Raw genomic sequence first — 16,863 nt, 5'->3', positions numbered from 1 at the left:
TCCTCATATATCCTTATTTTCTACAAACTGGCCTTGCTCCATTTTGATAAGATGATCAGCCTTATGGAAGTATTGATCGTCATGTGTAATTGCAATGACACACTTCCCTTCATCTCTTAACATAGGAAGCAAATTGTAGTAGAAGAATTTGCGATATTCTGGATCTTGATCTGCCGCCCATTCATCAAATAAACAAATAGGTCGATCCTCTAAATATGAAACTAGCAAAGCCAAACGCTTCTTTTGACCTGTCGACAGTTTAGTCGTGCTGAATTCACCATCTTTGATTGTGACCTTATCCTGAATTCTAAGAAGCTCAAGCAAGCTTTGAATTTCCTGCTCTCTTCCATCAATATCTATACCATAGAGACGGTCAAAAAGATAAAAGTCGCTAAAAATTGCAGAATAGTATTCTTGGATTTGTTCTGGTGTTTTAGAAACGCCGTTAATGAGAGTTTCTCCTCGATCAGCCGGATAAAGGCCGGTAACAAGCTTAGCAAAGGTTGATTTCCCACTTCCATTCCCTCCAGTAATAAAGGTAATTTCTCCAGCCTTAAATTCATAATCAATTGGTCCAACTGAAAAATCTTCTCCGCTTGTACCTTTATATTGGAATTGGACTCCCTTTAAAGTGAGAATCACTTTCTTTTCAGGCGACGGTTCGACAGAAATACGGTCTTCTTTTTCTAATTCAGCGACCTCTTCCATTAAACTATTAATACGTTTCCAGCTTACTTGAATCTGCATAATTTGCGGAAAAGAATGCAGCAGATAGGTGACAGGGCCAATCATATAAAGGAAAATAAAAACATAATTGTACAGCAATTCACCTTGCATTTTGAAAATCAATGGAAAGAGAAACGCCACAAATCCAACAACCGACAATAGAATCATGTCTTCCATAATAAAAGCGTTAGCGAACTTTAGGTCAACCTTTGTTCCCTTTTTACGATAGTCGCTGCAAGCTTCTTCAAAATTTTGTTGGAATGCCAGTTTTCTTGCTCTATTTAGCTTCAACTCTTTGAATCCTGCCAACATGTCATTAATAAAACCAAAAAACTTATTTTGAATGTCCCTTGTCTCTTCATACAGTCTAGTTGCTTCCCCTGCAACAAATAGATTGATTAGAATAGTGACCACAACAACGCCCAAAGACAAAACAAGGCCCCAAAAGCTCAACATACCCAAATAAATTAGACAGAAAAACAAAGTAATTAAATTGGTCGCACCAGTAACTGCTAAATGCATGCCTTCACTAATTTTTTCTGTATCATTATTTAAACAAGCACTGATTTTTCCTTTCTCAAAACGCTCCATTCGTTCAAATGGAATTTGCAACGTTTTATCAATCAGCTTAACCCTTTTTTCATAAACTACTCGATTGGTAATTACAGCAATCCTTGTACGAATGTATCGTTCTGCAATGATATGAACAACCAACCCAATTAAAAAGGCATAGAATAAACCATTCGTAAAGTTGTCTTTCGTATTTAACGATTGATTAATGATGTATATGACAAACGTATTGCTCAACCCACTTACAGCCCCACTGATAATCATTAGCAGAAACTGTTCCTGCCCTTCTTTTTTATAAAATAAAGTAAGCGTATAGTAGAGAATATACAGACCTATCAATCCAATCGATAACCAATATACAATTGACATTTGTGTACTAACTGCTTGTAAATCGACAAACTCAGATTTTAGCCACTTATAAGATTCATGAAGAACGTAAATTAAGGCCCCATATATAACAACTGCCACACCCAAAAGCAATCTATTCTTTGCCGATACAACAAGTGAACGCTCTTTTCTCAGAGCCTGTACAATGACTCTGTATAAAATAAATAAATTGATGCAAATAAACACGCCGATGACAAACGAAGCCCCTGTCAAGGCACGTCCAATATCTGCTAGTGATTGCTCACTGCTAAAATTCAACGTTATTCCCCCTTCAAAAACTCTAACTCTTTGTATTTTATTTCCTCTTTATTTCTCTCTACATATACAATGAAGGTTCCTTTTATTAATGCAAACACGCCTTGCTTTCTCACCACTTCCACCATTCAAAATGACAAGATTACCTGCTTAGATAATTTGAGAAATTGTATATATTGTAGCAAGCAAAAAACAAGTGCATTTTGATTGTTTCTGCAATTTTCATTTCCAAAATGGGGCTTAACTATACAAGATCCCTTACAACGAGTAAACTCCAAGATTATTTTTCTCTATCTATATTAATTAAATAAACAATTTTTCATAGTTCACTTGATATTTCCATTCCATTCAATTGTAGGGTGTTGAATCAAATAGGATGCATAATTCCCACAAAACCCAAAGTTATTGACAAGCACGCTAGATATGTTCGCAAATGCCTTTTCTTTCATAATATTTGCGGTAATTTTCGGATCAAGCTGATCTAAACCTGTTGTCGGCGGAATACATTGCAGCTTCAAGGCCAATAAAGCAGCTGCTGTTCCCAAAAAACCTGAACAACGCAACAAATGCCCACATGCTCCTTTATGAGAACTCACCGGTATACTGCTTCCATCTTCAATGGTTTCCACCAATGCTTCTGATTCGATCACATCTCCTTGCGGCGTTCCAGTTGCATGAGCATGTATATAATCTGGCTTATTGACCCCTGCCAGTTGGAGCGCTGTTTGAATAGATTTGACTACCTTTCCCTTATCTAGCTCAATCATATTTTGCTTTTCTCCACCTAATACACAACTGGCACCGTCAAGCCATGCCAACGGCTTATGTTTACGTTCTTTCAAACTATCCGCCGACTCTAATATAATGACTCCTGCCCCCTCACCGATCGTAATGCCATTTCTCTTGAGATCAAAGGGCTTTGCTTCAGTTTTTGTTATGGCTCTGACAATATCAAGTGAAGCAAAGTCATACTTATTAAATACTTCTGCACGTGCGATAAAGACCCTATCCAACTGGCCATGTCGAATCATGCTGTAGCCAATTGAAAGTGCTGTACCAATTGACGCACAAGCAGACGTCGGTCTAATGATGTTTCTTGTCTGAAATAAAGAAGTTGGAAGATGATGTTCAGGATCCATGATCCATTCATTAGCTTCATTTTCCATTGTGTCATTGTCCGGCCCTGTTACAACCGGAAGAATCAATCCCGTCCTGTGATGTTCTATCTTTTTTTCACTTAAACCAGCGATTTCTACAGCCTCTTTCATGGCAAATGATAAAAATTGTTTAGCGATACTTTCCTTAGAATGAAGAACATTCCCCTTTACCTGGCCAGCTATTTGACTCCTAAAACCACTTGCATCAAAACGGGTAATAGGCGACATAGCACATTCCCCTGAATATAACCCTTCTTCAAATGAATTCATTCCAAGCCCAAATGGAGAAACAAGCCCCATTCCACTAATGCCAATCCTATTCATATTTACAGCTCCTTCCACTGCCTTTATGTTAAACGACTTACACCTTGTCCTTTATTACTCTCGACGCAATGGTGAATCCATTCACTAAAACTTAAGTGTTCATCATGTTCGTTTTCCCATTCCCAGTTCCGTATTTCAAACAGAGGTTGGTAGTTTTGAAGACGGCATGCATTTGTTAAAGCGGCAATTGTAATCCGACCGGTGAAATTTTCATAGTCAGTTTCAGGTGCTCGATAAATTTCTGCCACTAACATTAGACCGGCCAGTCGGTCTACTAAAGCGTTATGCGCTAATCCAATTCCATACATTTTGCCACAGTAATCTGCAAACGTTGTAGAGGGTCCATTGAGACCAAGTTGTATGGCTGCTTGAGCAGTTGGAAGACTATTTTCAAAAGATATCGTCATGTGAGGCCTAACAGCCTTTTTTCCTTTTTCCAAAGCTTTTACGTATCGTTCAATATCAGGCCAAATCGCATTTGAAACATTGACAAACAGGCCAATATCATCATTAGAATGGACAAATCCTTGATGTGATAATTCAGTAATAATTTTATACAGTCCTTCACATAACGGTTCTACAGTCTCATCGTTAAATTTACTTTTTTGATATTGAAAGGGTTCTCTTTCAATTGGTATCTCATTTTTTGTGATCCATTGATAGCTCGGAACCCCGTTTATAACGTCGACTTCAATGCCAATAAGAACAACTGAAGGTTCATTCTTCACTCAATCACACCCTTTGCTTGTTTTGTAAAACACATTTCCCTTAAAGCATTCCGGTCAATTTTTCCATTTGCCAGCATCGGAAATTCATCCAGTTGTTTGTAATAAAAAGGAACTTGTTCTTTTTCTAAATGCTTTTGTGCATAGCATTTTACATTTTTTGAGTTGATTTCACTTTTGTTTTTGCTAATGTATATGGCAGCGAGACGCACACCGTTGTTTTCATTATGAACACCAATAACGACAACGTCTTGAATTTCTTGAAAGTGGCGCAGCTTATTCTCGATATATTCAGGACTAATATTTTTTTCTTTAATCACAATAATATTTTTCGTCCGGCCTATAATTTTTACATAACCTTCCTCATTGATCTCTGCTAAATCTCCAGTATTAAGCCATCCTTCAGAATCGAGTGGATTTTCCTGTGAATTTGGACCAAAATAGCCCATCATATTGCTAGGGCTCCTAACAAGTAGCTCTCCCTTTTCGTTCAGTTTTAATTCCGTCCCTTCCAGTGGCCTTCCCACCGTTCCTATACAAAAATCATTCCATGCATTCAACGCCACATTGGGTCCAGCTTCTGAAAGCCCATATCCGTCGAGAATAGGACGTTTTATTAGTTCAAACCATTTTTCTGCGACAGTTTCAGGTAAGATTTCTCCTCCACATCCCCAGCTCCGCATGTTGGAAACTGCCTTTCGTTCATCCATGTCCTTACTGAAATGCTCAAGCATGATTTTGTAGAATGAAGGTGTTCCCTCAAACAAAGTAGCACCACTTTCTTTCATTAATTGCAAAACATACCGAGGCCGCAAATGTTCTGGAATAACCAGGTTCATTTTGCATGTTTCAATGATATTAATCAGAGTCAAGCCATAAGCTCCCCACAAAGGAACAGCCGCAAACATAATATCTCTTTCGGTAAAGCCCATTCTTGTGATTGTTTGTTCACTTTGATATTTGATTCCCTTTTTAGACCAGATGACAAATTTAGGCATACCAGTAACCGATCCTGTCGTTCTGATAATAGCCCCGATTCCTTCTGGAAGAAGTGCCTTTTCAATGCCATCATAACGTTCAACACAAAAACCATGATCCGCCTCATAGCAGAAAAGCGGCACTTGAATCCGCGCAAGCTCTTTTTGAGGATTTTTCATCGCACCTGTCACGACTGGAATAATTCCCAGTTCACTACACCCTTTATAGGCTGCGTAAAATAGCAGCGGATCTCTTATTGAAAGAGCGACAGCCTCTTTCGACTCTATATGGTTAGCCTTCATTAAGAGGATGAATTTATTTGTTAAATATTGAATTTTATCTGTTTGATCTTGATGGCCGACACTCACTTTGTTTTTTAATCCTATCATGCCCTACACCCCATACTCCTGTTGTACTGTATATGGAATATCCGTTTTCCAGTCTATGCATATTTCAATTAAGGACAGTTTCCCCTGTTTACATTGCTCTTTAGCTTCACAAATAGCATTTTTGAATTCTTCTTCATTAGTTGGAGAATAAAAAGCTCCTTGAAGAGATTGAATCGCATGAGCCCATTGATGCTCTCTAAAATCACATCCAATAGAAACATTCATTTTTTGTTGATTAAATCGCGGCCACGAATAGCCTCCATTATTAATAACGATATAAATCATACCCAAACCCAGCTCGTATGCTGCATCTAATGCCCCTTTTCCCATTTCAAATGAGCCATCTCCAATAAACGTAATAATGGTGGATTCAGGCTGAGCTAATTTAGCTCCGATGCTTGCCCCCATTGGCACACCAAGGGCAGTTTGTTCGCCAGGTACAAGAGTTCTTCCCAATTGATTAATAAAAATAGGATAGGAATAGCCCCATATATCATGAAGTCCGTTATCCTGAACCAAAATGTTATTTCCTTCCATATTCTGTGACAATATATGATAAGCAGCTCTGACAGGGTGCTTTGAAAAATCGGATTTAGTCCATTCGCTAGTGAGCTGATATTTGACCCGCCTCTGTCTCTCTAGCCATGAATGTCGCTTTGATCCTTCATTCTCCTCATGTTCCAGCAGCTGCTGCACAGTTAAGGAAACGTCACCTAAGATGCTCACATCTTCATCAACGGACTTTCTCAAACTTTGGTAATCACAATCGATATGTATAAACAAATTTTCATCTGCAATATCTTTCCATCCCATTAAAGCTGTTTCTTCAAGTTGCGTGCCAAAAGCCAGAAAGACATCCCCTTCCCTCAATAATTCCTTTGCTTCTGGCAAAGCATAAAGACCTATATTGCCAAATACATGTGGATGCTGCTCATTCACAATCCCCCTACCAGAAGCAGTGGTAAACACGGCGGCCTGAAATTTTTCAGCCAAGGTCAAAAGAGATTGGCCTAACAAAGAATTATTTTGACAACCTCCTCCTGCGATAAACACCGGTCGTTTTGATCTCGTTAAAATCTCTGCAGTCAAGCTTATCTGTCTTGGATTTGGGCACATGACAATCGGCTCTTTTTGAATCAATGAAGAGGGCTGCTCATACCGCTGTTGCTCCAGATCATTTGGTATTTCTAAATAAACCGGTCCAGGCCTTCCATTTATAGCCATATGTACCGCTCTTTTTAGCGCCCACTCTGCTTGATCTTCGTGTTCAACCCTATACTGCCATTTTGTGATAGCTTTCATCAATTCGATACTGTTGAGTTCTTGAAAAGCTCCTGTTCCAATGGATGTTCTCGATGTCCCTGCAGAAATGATAATCAGAGGAACACACGCAGAAAAAGACTCCAACACTGCCGTTAATCCATTCACAAGTCCTGGACCGGGGCTTGTCGCATAAACGACCGGTTCACCTGAGGCTTGAGAATACCCCATAGCCATACTTGCTGCAATTCTTTGGTCTTTCGATGTATACACATCCATATTGGCTAAGTGTGCAGATTCTAGAAGACCTTCGCCTTCTCCCACCATAGCAAAGACCTTTTTAATATTTGAATTTTTTAATAAATATGCATAAAAATCCCATATAGAAGTGAACAAAAACAACTCCCCCTAATTTTTAATTAACCTGCATTATATATTGATTAAATACTCGGTTGACTTCTTTAGAAATTAAAATTGGCCTGCTTTCCATGCAGTCGTTGTATTTCACATAACTTGCCTTTGGACCATAACCACCAAAAGGCTGATGGCCACATTCCATATCAAAAAGTGTTTTGTTAAGGGCAACTGTATAATGTTTTTTTAATGGCCCGATTAAATCTGTATTCCCAAAAACAGATACACCAAATGACGATTCCAAGCGTTTTGCATCCATAAGCCAATTGAGTACCTCAGACGCATCATGATAGGAAACAACATTAAAAATCGGGGTAAAGTGCTCCTCATATCGCGGCATATCATCCATATCGGAAACCAAAACAGTAGGTTCAATCCAACTCTTATCTATATCCACTTGGCCTCCATATACAATTTTTTCTTGATAATCAGTAAGAAATATCTCAGCCTGCAGCACTAGCTCTTTATAATTACTGTTTTTGACCTTGTCACTCATTCGTCCAGACATTTTCATCTCATTTAACTGCTGCAACAAGCATTTGACGAACCTTTTTTTTTGACTTCTGTGGATAAAAAATAAATCCGGACACATGCAATCCTGACCAGAATTGAACACTCGAGCCTCTACAGCTTTTCCAGCAGCATATTCGATATCAGCTTCAGCGCCTATGAAAAAAGGATTTAAGCCGGAACCAAAAAATAGAAAGAGCGCGCCAGGATAGTCCTTTTGAACAGATAGGCTATTATGATAATTACCTGTAAATACCACCACTTCTGCATCAGATGTTTTCTTTTTAAATTCTGCATATCCAATAGGTTCAATTTTTACATTCAAATTAGAATATTTATTAAAAAAATTATGAATTTTTAACGTAGTAGAATGAGATAATGTGGACGGTCTTAAGAAAATATTTTTACAGTAATAGCTTGGAATAATTGCATATAAAATATAAGAATATAGAATAGAGTTAGTTGGATAGAAGATTGCTACTTTTTCAACTATATCTCTTTTCATATATTTCAGTTCCTTTGTTGCTTGCTCCAGAACATTAATGCTAGAACTAATTTCATACTCAGCACTTTCAATCGTGCTGACTTCCATAAGGATTGATCTTAATTCATCTTTATACTTTTTCATGTTACATATAATAAAGCTCAGCTCTTCAAAAAACACATGATCCATAAGTATTTATACCTGCCCTTCGTTAGATTTTATAAGAATATACAGACATTAAATAGTAATAAATTCATGCTTTTAGGCTTGATACTAGACTAAAAGGCAGCCCTATATTGTTTTACTAAAAAATATAACAATAATGTGGTGTTTATATGGAAAAAGCAAATGGAAAATGTCATAATGCAACATAAAAAAGAAACAGTAAAGTATATTCTAGAGAACAATAAACCCGTGGCACAATTAATTCGAGAAACTGGATTAATTGTGAATCCCTTATATAGTTGAATTAAAAAGAATAGCGAACAACTTGAAGTAAATTTCTACCTCAGGTACTGAACTAAGAGCATTACAAAAGTAATTAAATAATCTCAAAGAGGAAAATAGAATTCTAAAAAAGGCGATGCACTAATTATGACATAGTACTCGATTAATTTAGAATTTATTCACCATCATCGCTCCCAATATTGAGTGAAGAAGATCTGCAAAGTCTGAGAATTTCTAAATGTAGTTATTCCAAATGGCTATACCGACCAAAAACTTATGCGCAAAACATTTCAAGCCCCCAAGAATTCAACCAAATATATAGAAATATCAAAATTGAAAAAGAACAAGTGAGTATAGTATTCAGTATGCTTCCAGTGATTATCAAAACTATTAAAACAATATAAATTGATAGGCAACTTGAACCGCAAAAGAAACTATTACAATTAATGCTTGTATCACATACCTTCACCGCATTCTTAATCAAGAACTTGTTTATCAAACGAAGTATAAAACAATGAGTAAAGTAAAAAATCACTTTTTGAGTATATTGTATTCTTCTATAATTCAAAGAGAATCAACTCAGTATTTGGCAATCACACACCAATTGAATATGCAAAATGTATAGTCAGTTTTTCGTGATATAGAATTCCCTTCATAAAAAAGTTTAAAAATGGCATTTCTTTAAACTTTTTTATAAATGCCGTTAAGCGAAACAACGGTAGAATATCTGTGTTATCTCATTTTTATTATAACTAACTATAGAACCACCTTCCTCTACTTCAATAGAGTCTCCTTTTTGAAAACCAACGTACATACTAACGTTTAATAATTCAATTTCTACAGTTTGCTCTATCTATTTTCTACTTTTGTAATTTTTGATACTAATTCTTTTTGCTTTGAGAAATTATTAAATTATAGATTTTCATTTTAAGAATTAAGATTTTGAATTTCATCAATTCTGATAATTCATCTTTCAATAGTAGAAAATCCTACTCAGAATTTATACCTTGACTCAATACATTTTTATACGGGGTATTATTCAATGTATCGTTTGATTATACAGATACACCATTCATGACACCAACGATAGTTTCTAACATAGTTCCCAAATAATTTACTTCATTTTTCAATTCAGAGTTACTACATCACTATTTTTCCATATTATTACTTCAGCTCCATTAAATTAGCATATGTAGGTAATTTTGTAAACGAATTAATTGGAAATGAAGATTGAGAAACTTTTTCTAAACATCACATTTGTTTATATACATAATGACTTTATTTCAAAGCTAGATTTATGACACTATACAACTTTTTTATGATGTAATTTAAATAATGTTAGCAATCTTGTATCCCATTTATAATAGAAAACTACAAGACTATTAAATTATTTAACACTTATTATGAAATCTTTCGCAATATACTCTAAAATACCGGATGTATAAGTAATTCTGCCACTGTCACTTCTGTACAATGCTGTACGTTAAACCAACTTATAATTTTATCTTTAACCGTAGCTGCCCTTTTTCGATTAGCTAGAATGCCCCGCTGTAGATATTTATTTAATAATGCTAGATTAAATCGTGTATTTTCCTTAATAAGATGCTGCTTTGTAATTTCTTAATAACATGATTTATCTATTTCTTTCATGATACATAGCACAAGTAAATGTAATATTTTCAAGTAAACCTTCACTTGTTAATAACCTAAAAGAATTAGACATCTAACAAATTAAACATAAAAAGATCATTATAATTCCTTCATCGCGATCTCCTTTAATTTTTCAACAATACGCTCTAATTCATCTACATCTTTTGATGTAAGTTTGCTGTAAATTTTATCTGAGACTTGCTGTTTTACATAATCTTGCTTTGAAAAATACTCCACTCCTTTTTCATCTAACGTTATAAATATTTCACGTCGATTTTGTAGATTAATTTCTCGTTTGATATATTGATTCTTTTCTAATTTTGCAATCAGTTGGCTAACTGCACTAGAGCTTATATTCATTTCCATCGCAATTTCGCCGACCGTACTGCGCTTAGCCACGTACACAATATCTAATACAACCGCCTGTTGTGTTGTAATACCGATATTTAAATATTGTTTATAATGTTTAAATATCAGACGGTCTATTGTATATGTAGCTTCATTAATACGCTTAACTTGTTCATATAAAGACAAAAAATCACCCGCTAATACGTTAGATAACTAATATATTAAGCAACTAATATGTTAGATAACTAATATGTTAGCAGGTGACTTATAAACCGTCAATCTTTATTATTTCCCTTAAAAGAGTTTTATCATTTTTGTACCATATTTACTTATAATAATGGATTTTGGTGCAAATACATGAAAAAGATTACAAATGCTAGTAGATTCCTAATGGTATCGAAACCTATACTGTAAGTTCAAACTTTTAATGAATGAACACCTCCCACTTTTGGATAGACTAATCCTGCAAATCCATCTGTTCTTTTTTGATCATATGGATAACTTTGAAAATTCTGTTGAAAAATTGTCTAACTGAGGCAACACTCTAGAAAAAGGCAAAAGGAGAATTATACATGTGATATTTTACTTATTCCCCGAAAGAACTCTCCTTCCTCAAGCGTGTGAAGGGCGTAACCCAACGATAGATGGGAGCTGAATTTCGTTTTGGCAAAGCCAAAAACTTTTGATAAACAAGCTATATAAAGTTCTTTAATAACTTGATATAAGAGGTTATAGGAAGAAAATAGAGTGCTAAAACTAAGCCATGTGGTTCCTTTGTAAAATATCAACCTTACCACAAGAGCGTCCATGCATTGGAAATCTAGGTGTAATACCCCGAAGTATCGCTCAGGGAATCGAAAGGTTAATTTCTTTGTAGAACTGAGAAGCTCCCACTTCAAGCTTTGCTAAGTGGCGAGTAGTTCACAACAGAACCTTCCTGACCATATCAATTAACTTTTTGATATGGTATTTCAATACCTTCATCGATAAATAAATGCTTCGCATCATCTACATAACTCATCGTATTACGTATCCAATAATATGACTCATCTATTTTAAAAAGTGGGACAGACAACTGATGTTCAAATGAAATCATAAATTGTACATCCTTTTTAATTGTAAATCTTGTGCCAAGTCCATCTGCTAATTCATAGCAACCCGTAATATCATCTTTAATAGTGAGCGGTAAAGTCATCACATATTTTGGTGCTTCTACAGCATATTGTATTCCCATTAAGTAATTCATAATTTCTTGTTCATATTGAGGAAACACTTCTTGATTCGTCGCTAACACAATTACTTCCCCTGTAGATATATTTATAAAAGCTTGTGCTGAGCAACCAAGCCATCCACCTGTATGACCAACCCACTCATTTTGAATGATAAAGCCATAACTATAATTATTAGTGACTTCTGTCGGTGTTAACATAAATTGAACAATCTCTTTGCTAATGTACTGCCCTTGCCAAAATGCTTTTAAAAACTTCGCTACCTCTGCGACTGTTGCATAAATACCACCGTCACCATATTGATCATTATATTTTTCGATTTCGTGTAAATATGGGTCATCAAGCACATTTTTATATTGTTGCTTCTCATAATTAAACGTTTGACCTTGCGCTACAGATTGCTTTATAGGTTGTGTGGTCATATGAGTAAGATTTAATGGCTCTGCAATATATTGTTGCAAATACGTTTCATACGATAAACCACTCACTTTTTCAATTATTTTGGCAAGTAAAACATAATTTGTATTACTATAAGACCAATGCTCATTTGATGTATTTTGTGGTAGCACTCCTTCGATAAATGTTTCAACACTTATTGTTAAATCGTCTGTGATATACTCTGGAATACCAGATGTGTGTGTAAGTAATTCTGCAACTGTTACTTCTGTAAAATATGGTACGTTAAACCAACATGTAATTTTATCTTCTAACTGTAGCTGTCCTTTTTCGATTAGCTGAAACGTCATTACCGCTGTAAACATTTTACTTAATGATGCTAGATTAAATTGTGTATTTTTGTTAATAAGGTGCTTCTTTTCGAGTTCTTGATAACCATGAAAATACTGATTGATTTGACCGTTTTTTTCATAATAAACTGCACCGTTAAAAGCGATAGTTTCAAGTAAACCCCTCATACTTTAGCCCCCTAAACAAATTAGATATCTAAAATATTAGGCATGAAGGGATTTTTATAATTCCTTCATCACAATCCCCCTTAATTTATCAACAATTCTTTCAAATTCGTCTAGCTCTTTTGATGAAAGTTTGCTGTAAATTTTATCTGCAATTTGCTGTTCTACATAATCTTGTTTCGAAAAATACTCTAATCCTTTTTCATCTAACGTTATATATATTTCACGTCGATTTTGAAGATTAATTTCCCTTTTAATATATTGATTCTTTTCCAATTTCGCTATTAATTGGCTAACTGCGCTGGAGCTTATATTCATTTCAATCGCAATTTCACCGACCGTAATACGTTTCGCTAAATATACAATATCTAATACAACTGCTTGTTGTGTTGTAATGCCAATATTTAAATATTGCTTGTAATGTTTATATATCAAACGGTTTATTGTATATTCAGCTTCATTAATGCGTTTAACTTGTTCATATAAAGACAAAAAATCACCCACTAACATGTTAGATACCTAATATATTATCAAGTGATTTGTTAAACGTCAATCATATGTCAACCTTTTTGCGTTTCTTTGCATGCGTGAGCCTATAGGGATAGGAAATGATTGAATACAAAGCGAAAACAACCGATCGTTTTATTGATTAGAATAGCTTGTGCTTAATTTGGATAGATACGAAACTTATAGGCTTTATTAATCATCAGTTAATTCACATCCATTTCGGTGTATGACTATTATGCACCAAACACACACTCGATAGATAGTGAAGTTACACTTTCTGTATGTCCAACAATTAAGATGGCTTCCTGCCATCCCTTGTTCGAAGCCAATAAGATTAACAAAGATGAAATTAGTTTAGAAAAAGATGGGAAAGATCCAATTGTATTTGGAGTAAATAAAGATGGTGATAAATATAAATTTAAGGCAACGACTTCAGCTATTAAAAAGAAATTTGGAGATTTGACTTTATCACCAAGTAAATAGCAAATGAAAAGTCGACAAAAAACTCTGTAATAATTTTAAAGAGTTTTTTGTTTGGAATTTATTTAAGTAATTTTTACGCTGATACATATTAGTAATATTGTTGGTTTGAAATAAATTTTCAAAACGATTAAACTTTATTTCAAATCCACACCTCTTTCGTCTTTTACCTCATTACTTGTAACAAAATTATTACCCTATAAGAATATTGTAATTAAAAATAAGCATAAAAGAGATCCCTTTATACAAAGGAATCTAGTGGTTCAGCTTTTTTATAGACAGTTCGACTTTATTTCAATTTTACTTCTGCCTTTCTACTTCTAATTTGTTCCCATTACTATCTACCATTCTTAAAGAACCTGCTCTGAAAAACTCAACAGTATAATCTACTACTGCATTCATTTGTCTAGCATCTATCTTCTTACCGTCTTTAACAAATTCAGTAGGAATCATAGTTACTTTATTACTGTCTTTATTGTATAACCATGTTCCTGTCATATGATTGTCTTCATAAGAAGAGTTACCAGTGTCATCATAAGCCGTGAATGACTTATCTTGTCTAAAGTCTAAACCCTTACGAAACTCAGAACCTTTGTAACTCCCCCAAGAACCGATTAACTCGTTACCGTCTGCGGATATTTGTACGTTACCATTATCAGAAGTAGTTGACGACTTAGAGTTGGTCTTCGTATCTACATCGAAACCTAAGGCTTTTGCTTCCTTCTCATTATGGGATTCAATAGGGTCGAATCCTTTATGCCAGTACTTGTTACCCTCATTAATCAAGTCCATTGACTTTTTAGACTTTTCTCTATCTTCGTCTGTTACTTTTCCTTTCCCCTTCAAAATTTCTACTTGAAGTGCATAGGCTTCACTATAACAGTCTACTGCTTTTAAAATCTCTTTATGAGCGTCTTCAAACTCTTTTGGTGGGTCTATCTTCTTAAACTTAGCGATAATCTTTTGCAACTCAGACTCTTCCTTTAGAATTTCTTTCTTTAAGTCTGTTTCCTTTTTAGTTTTATCCATAGCTATCTCAGTTATTACTGTAATCTTCTGCACTAACTCAGAAGATAAACCAGTCATTCGAGTTGGATACTTCTCTTTTGACAGCTTTTCTTTCGTTTCTGATTTAGATTCTACTTTTTCTTTTGGCTTTGCGTCTGTTTTATCGGTACCACAACCTGCCAATAGCATGAACGGTATCGCAAACGTTACTAGTTTCTTTGCTTTCACTATGCCCCATCCCCTTAGAAAAAATTGTATTTAATTAACATATTGTACCATATCATAATTTGTATAAATAAGATATAAAGTTATCTCATCATTAATTAAAATCTAGACTCTACATAAAATAAGCACTTGAACATTAAATAGCTGTTCGAGTGCTGTATTTCTTCCCTATGTTTCATGTAATTTTAAAAGAACCTCCAATTAAAGTTATGTCAATTACAATAAGTGAAAAGAAAAATATATATTCAATCATACTTCCTGTTCTTGTATATATCGGAAATCTTATTTTTATTTTCAAAGGATAAAGCAATTATAAATTTTTTTATTCTATATACCTAACATAAATAAGATTTGACCTTTAACTGTTCTCACATTTAATTTAATTAGTACCATTACGCTCTAGCTCTTCTCGATTAAAGTATTGTTCTAGTAACTCTTTACCTGTTTTTATTGTAGTATAGTACTCTACATCATACAGTTTCCCTTCTGATGGATTGTGAAAATCTTCATATTTCTTGAAGTCTTCATTTTCTTCAAATGATTTCTTTGCAAGGTCCATGTCTTCTGCTTCTATTTTAGCAAACAATCTACCTATATCGAATACACCGTCTTCATCAATACTCTCTTCTAAAAGGTAGTGTCTCTCTTCCTCTATAGGTGTTAGTTTACTTTTTGTAACAGAATATAAATGTTTCGTTTCTTCTACTTCTACCATAATGAAAATCCAACCTACTCTTACAACTGTACATGGTGCTAATCCTTCTAATGTCAGTGCAACTACCTTTTGGTCTTTCACAAATTTCCCCATCTTACATACCCCTTAATTTGTTTATTTTATTCTGTTTAAAGGTCGAAATATTTTCAAAGTGATGATACATATCTATAACCATATAAAACAGCACTTCCTTTTACTACAATTGTATTTTCTTCAATACTTTTCACTATCGCTTTTCCTGTTAAACGATTCATATATTGGATATAAACAGCAAATTCTATAGGTTCCTGTTTTTGTTTTGCTTCTTCAAAATAATATAATTCTTCTTCATAGGCACTTAACTCTAACTCCCAATCTTCAAAGTTAGTTTTATGTATGGATAGTGCATGAGATTCAAGCGATCCTATTTCATATTTTAAATCTTTAACAAAAACACCGTCTATGCCATACCAGTTCCTTTTTCTTCACATTTTGGTCATCCTTTTCTTTTCTATCAATAATTTTTCTACTTCTATTAAGTCAATTATTGACTATAAAAATATTGGAATATTTCCATTTTTATCATACAGGATAAAGAGTAATTACACCAATTATTACCATGGGTTTCTAAAGTTTTTTGAAATGATATTATTGCTTTTTAACAGGTTTATTATTTGCGTACATCAACTGTACAATGATATTTATTTTGCCATTATTGAAACAGAGTAATATAGTTGTTGTAGCTTTGAAATAAAGTTTGATTAAAATGAAGTCTTTCCTTGTGAATTACTATGTAATTTTTATAAAAAGTACGATTGTTTTGTTATCCATTATTTTGTTTAGTTCTCCTTCAATTAAGTATCTTTCTTTACATTATATTGACTATTATTCATTATATTTGAGATAATTAATATAATGATGTAAATAATACCATGGAGGTTTGCAACATGAAAAACATAATGGAATGCCTCAACAATCCATATATTAAATATCCATTAACTGTGCTTTCAGCTATAGCTATAATAAAAACAGGTTATGATTTAGGTTCCTTTATTACAAAGTTAAAATATTTTTAAATCATAAAAAGGCAATTTACTTTTTTTACAAAAGATCAATTGCCTTAAATGATATAGAAAAAGCACTGCTGAAATCTTCAACAATGCTTTCCCATTAAACGTACTATGA

At 34.2% G+C, this 16,863-nt stretch carries 14 protein-coding genes and 2 pseudogenes; 3 read left to right on the top strand and 13 right to left on the bottom strand.

Going from position 1 to position 16,863, the window contains the following annotated elements:
• Positions 1-3: 3 nt before the first annotated feature.
• The 6 genes from ES895_RS23625 to ES895_RS23595 form a co-directional block, all read right to left on the bottom strand.
• The gene (locus ES895_RS23625; RefSeq protein WP_047956812.1) at positions 4-1,941 is read right to left on the bottom strand and encodes a cyclic peptide export ABC transporter; all 1,938 of its coding nucleotides are present in this window, start codon (positions 1,939-1,941) and stop codon (positions 4-6) included.
• 323 nt (positions 1,942-2,264) lie between these two features.
• Positions 2,265-3,419 carry a beta-ketoacyl-[acyl-carrier-protein] synthase family protein gene (locus ES895_RS23615; protein WP_001079735.1) on the bottom strand — a complete coding sequence of 385 codons (1,155 nt, stop codon included), beginning with the start codon at positions 3,417-3,419 and terminating at the stop codon, positions 2,265-2,267.
• 23 nt (positions 3,420-3,442) lie between these two features.
• The gene (locus tag ES895_RS23610) at positions 3,443-4,147 is read right to left on the bottom strand and encodes a hypothetical protein (RefSeq protein WP_000787316.1); all 705 of its coding nucleotides are present in this window, start codon (positions 4,145-4,147) and stop codon (positions 3,443-3,445) included.
• On the bottom strand, positions 4,144-5,511 hold the full coding sequence (locus ES895_RS23605) for a class I adenylate-forming enzyme family protein (protein WP_000579675.1): 1,368 nt from the start codon (positions 5,509-5,511) through the stop codon (positions 4,144-4,146). Before ES895_RS23605 ends, ES895_RS23610 begins: the two co-directional genes overlap by 4 nt.
• A 3-nt stretch (positions 5,512-5,514) precedes the next feature.
• Positions 5,515-7,167, bottom strand: a complete 1,653-nt coding sequence (locus ES895_RS23600) for a thiamine pyrophosphate-binding protein (protein ID WP_000495213.1) — start codon at positions 7,165-7,167, stop codon at positions 5,515-5,517.
• 19 nt (positions 7,168-7,186) lie between these two features.
• Entirely contained in the window at positions 7,187-8,368 is a 1,182-nt protein-coding gene (locus ES895_RS23595; protein WP_000350127.1) for an aldehyde dehydrogenase family protein, read from the bottom strand.
• Between the two features lie 792 nt (positions 8,369-9,160).
• Between ES895_RS23595 and ES895_RS30275 the strand changes: the two are divergent.
• A pseudogene (locus ES895_RS30275) lies at positions 9,161-9,265 on the top strand (hypothetical protein); the annotation flags it as partial.
• Positions 9,266-10,375: 1,110 nt separating this feature from the next.
• Here ES895_RS30275 and ES895_RS23585 read toward each other — a convergent pair.
• The 4 genes and pseudogenes from ES895_RS23585 to ES895_RS23565 form a co-directional block, all read right to left on the bottom strand.
• The gene (locus ES895_RS23585; RefSeq protein ID WP_000061084.1) at positions 10,376-10,810 is read right to left on the bottom strand and encodes a MarR family winged helix-turn-helix transcriptional regulator; all 435 of its coding nucleotides are present in this window, start codon (positions 10,808-10,810) and stop codon (positions 10,376-10,378) included.
• A 760-nt stretch (positions 10,811-11,570) separates the two neighbouring features.
• The gene (locus ES895_RS23575) at positions 11,571-12,767 is read right to left on the bottom strand and encodes a serine hydrolase domain-containing protein (protein WP_135238698.1); all 1,197 of its coding nucleotides are present in this window, start codon (positions 12,765-12,767) and stop codon (positions 11,571-11,573) included.
• 54 nt (positions 12,768-12,821) lie between these two features.
• On the bottom strand, positions 12,822-13,256 hold the full coding sequence (locus ES895_RS23570) for a MarR family winged helix-turn-helix transcriptional regulator (RefSeq protein ID WP_000061082.1): 435 nt from the start codon (positions 13,254-13,256) through the stop codon (positions 12,822-12,824).
• Positions 13,257-13,360: 104 nt separating this feature from the next.
• Positions 13,361-13,471 (bottom strand): annotated as a pseudogene (locus ES895_RS23565) (helix-turn-helix domain-containing protein); the annotation flags it as partial.
• A 115-nt stretch (positions 13,472-13,586) separates the two neighbouring features.
• Here ES895_RS23565 and ES895_RS29470 point away from each other — a divergent pair.
• Complete coding sequence (locus ES895_RS29470; RefSeq protein ID WP_167754535.1) at positions 13,587-13,754, top strand: hypothetical protein; 168 nt, start codon at positions 13,587-13,589, stop codon at positions 13,752-13,754.
• Positions 13,755-14,051: 297 nt separating this feature from the next.
• Here the strand turns inward: ES895_RS29470 and ES895_RS23560 are convergent, their stop codons facing one another.
• The 3 genes from ES895_RS23560 to ES895_RS29895 all read right to left on the bottom strand — a co-directional run bounded on the left by ES895_RS23560 (position 14,052) and on the right by ES895_RS29895 (position 16,142).
• Positions 14,052-14,987, bottom strand: a complete 936-nt coding sequence (locus ES895_RS23560) for a DUF7018 domain-containing (lipo)protein (protein ID WP_135238697.1) — start codon at positions 14,985-14,987, stop codon at positions 14,052-14,054.
• Between the two features lie 376 nt (positions 14,988-15,363).
• On the bottom strand, positions 15,364-15,792 hold the full coding sequence (locus tag ES895_RS23555) for a hypothetical protein (protein WP_000514637.1): 429 nt from the start codon (positions 15,790-15,792) through the stop codon (positions 15,364-15,366).
• A 53-nt stretch (positions 15,793-15,845) separates the two neighbouring features.
• Positions 15,846-16,142 (bottom strand): hypothetical protein, encoded by a 297-nt coding sequence (locus ES895_RS29895; RefSeq protein ID WP_033668101.1) that lies wholly within the window; start codon positions 16,140-16,142, stop codon positions 15,846-15,848.
• A gap of 483 nt (positions 16,143-16,625) precedes the next feature.
• Here ES895_RS29895 and ES895_RS30035 point away from each other — a divergent pair, with 483 nt between their 5' ends.
• A complete protein-coding gene (locus ES895_RS30035) occupies positions 16,626-16,754 on the top strand; it encodes a hypothetical protein (RefSeq protein ID WP_000789921.1) in 129 nt (42 codons plus the stop codon).
• Positions 16,755-16,863 lie beyond the last annotated feature (109 nt).

The sequence above is a fragment of the Bacillus sp. 007/AIA-02/001 genome, from assembly GCF_004634455.1.
GTDB lineage: Bacteria > Bacillota > Bacilli > Bacillales > Bacillaceae_G > Bacillus_A > Bacillus_A cereus.
The sequence above is the reverse complement of the archived record's forward strand: the minus strand, read 5'-3'. Positions and strand labels throughout refer to the sequence as shown.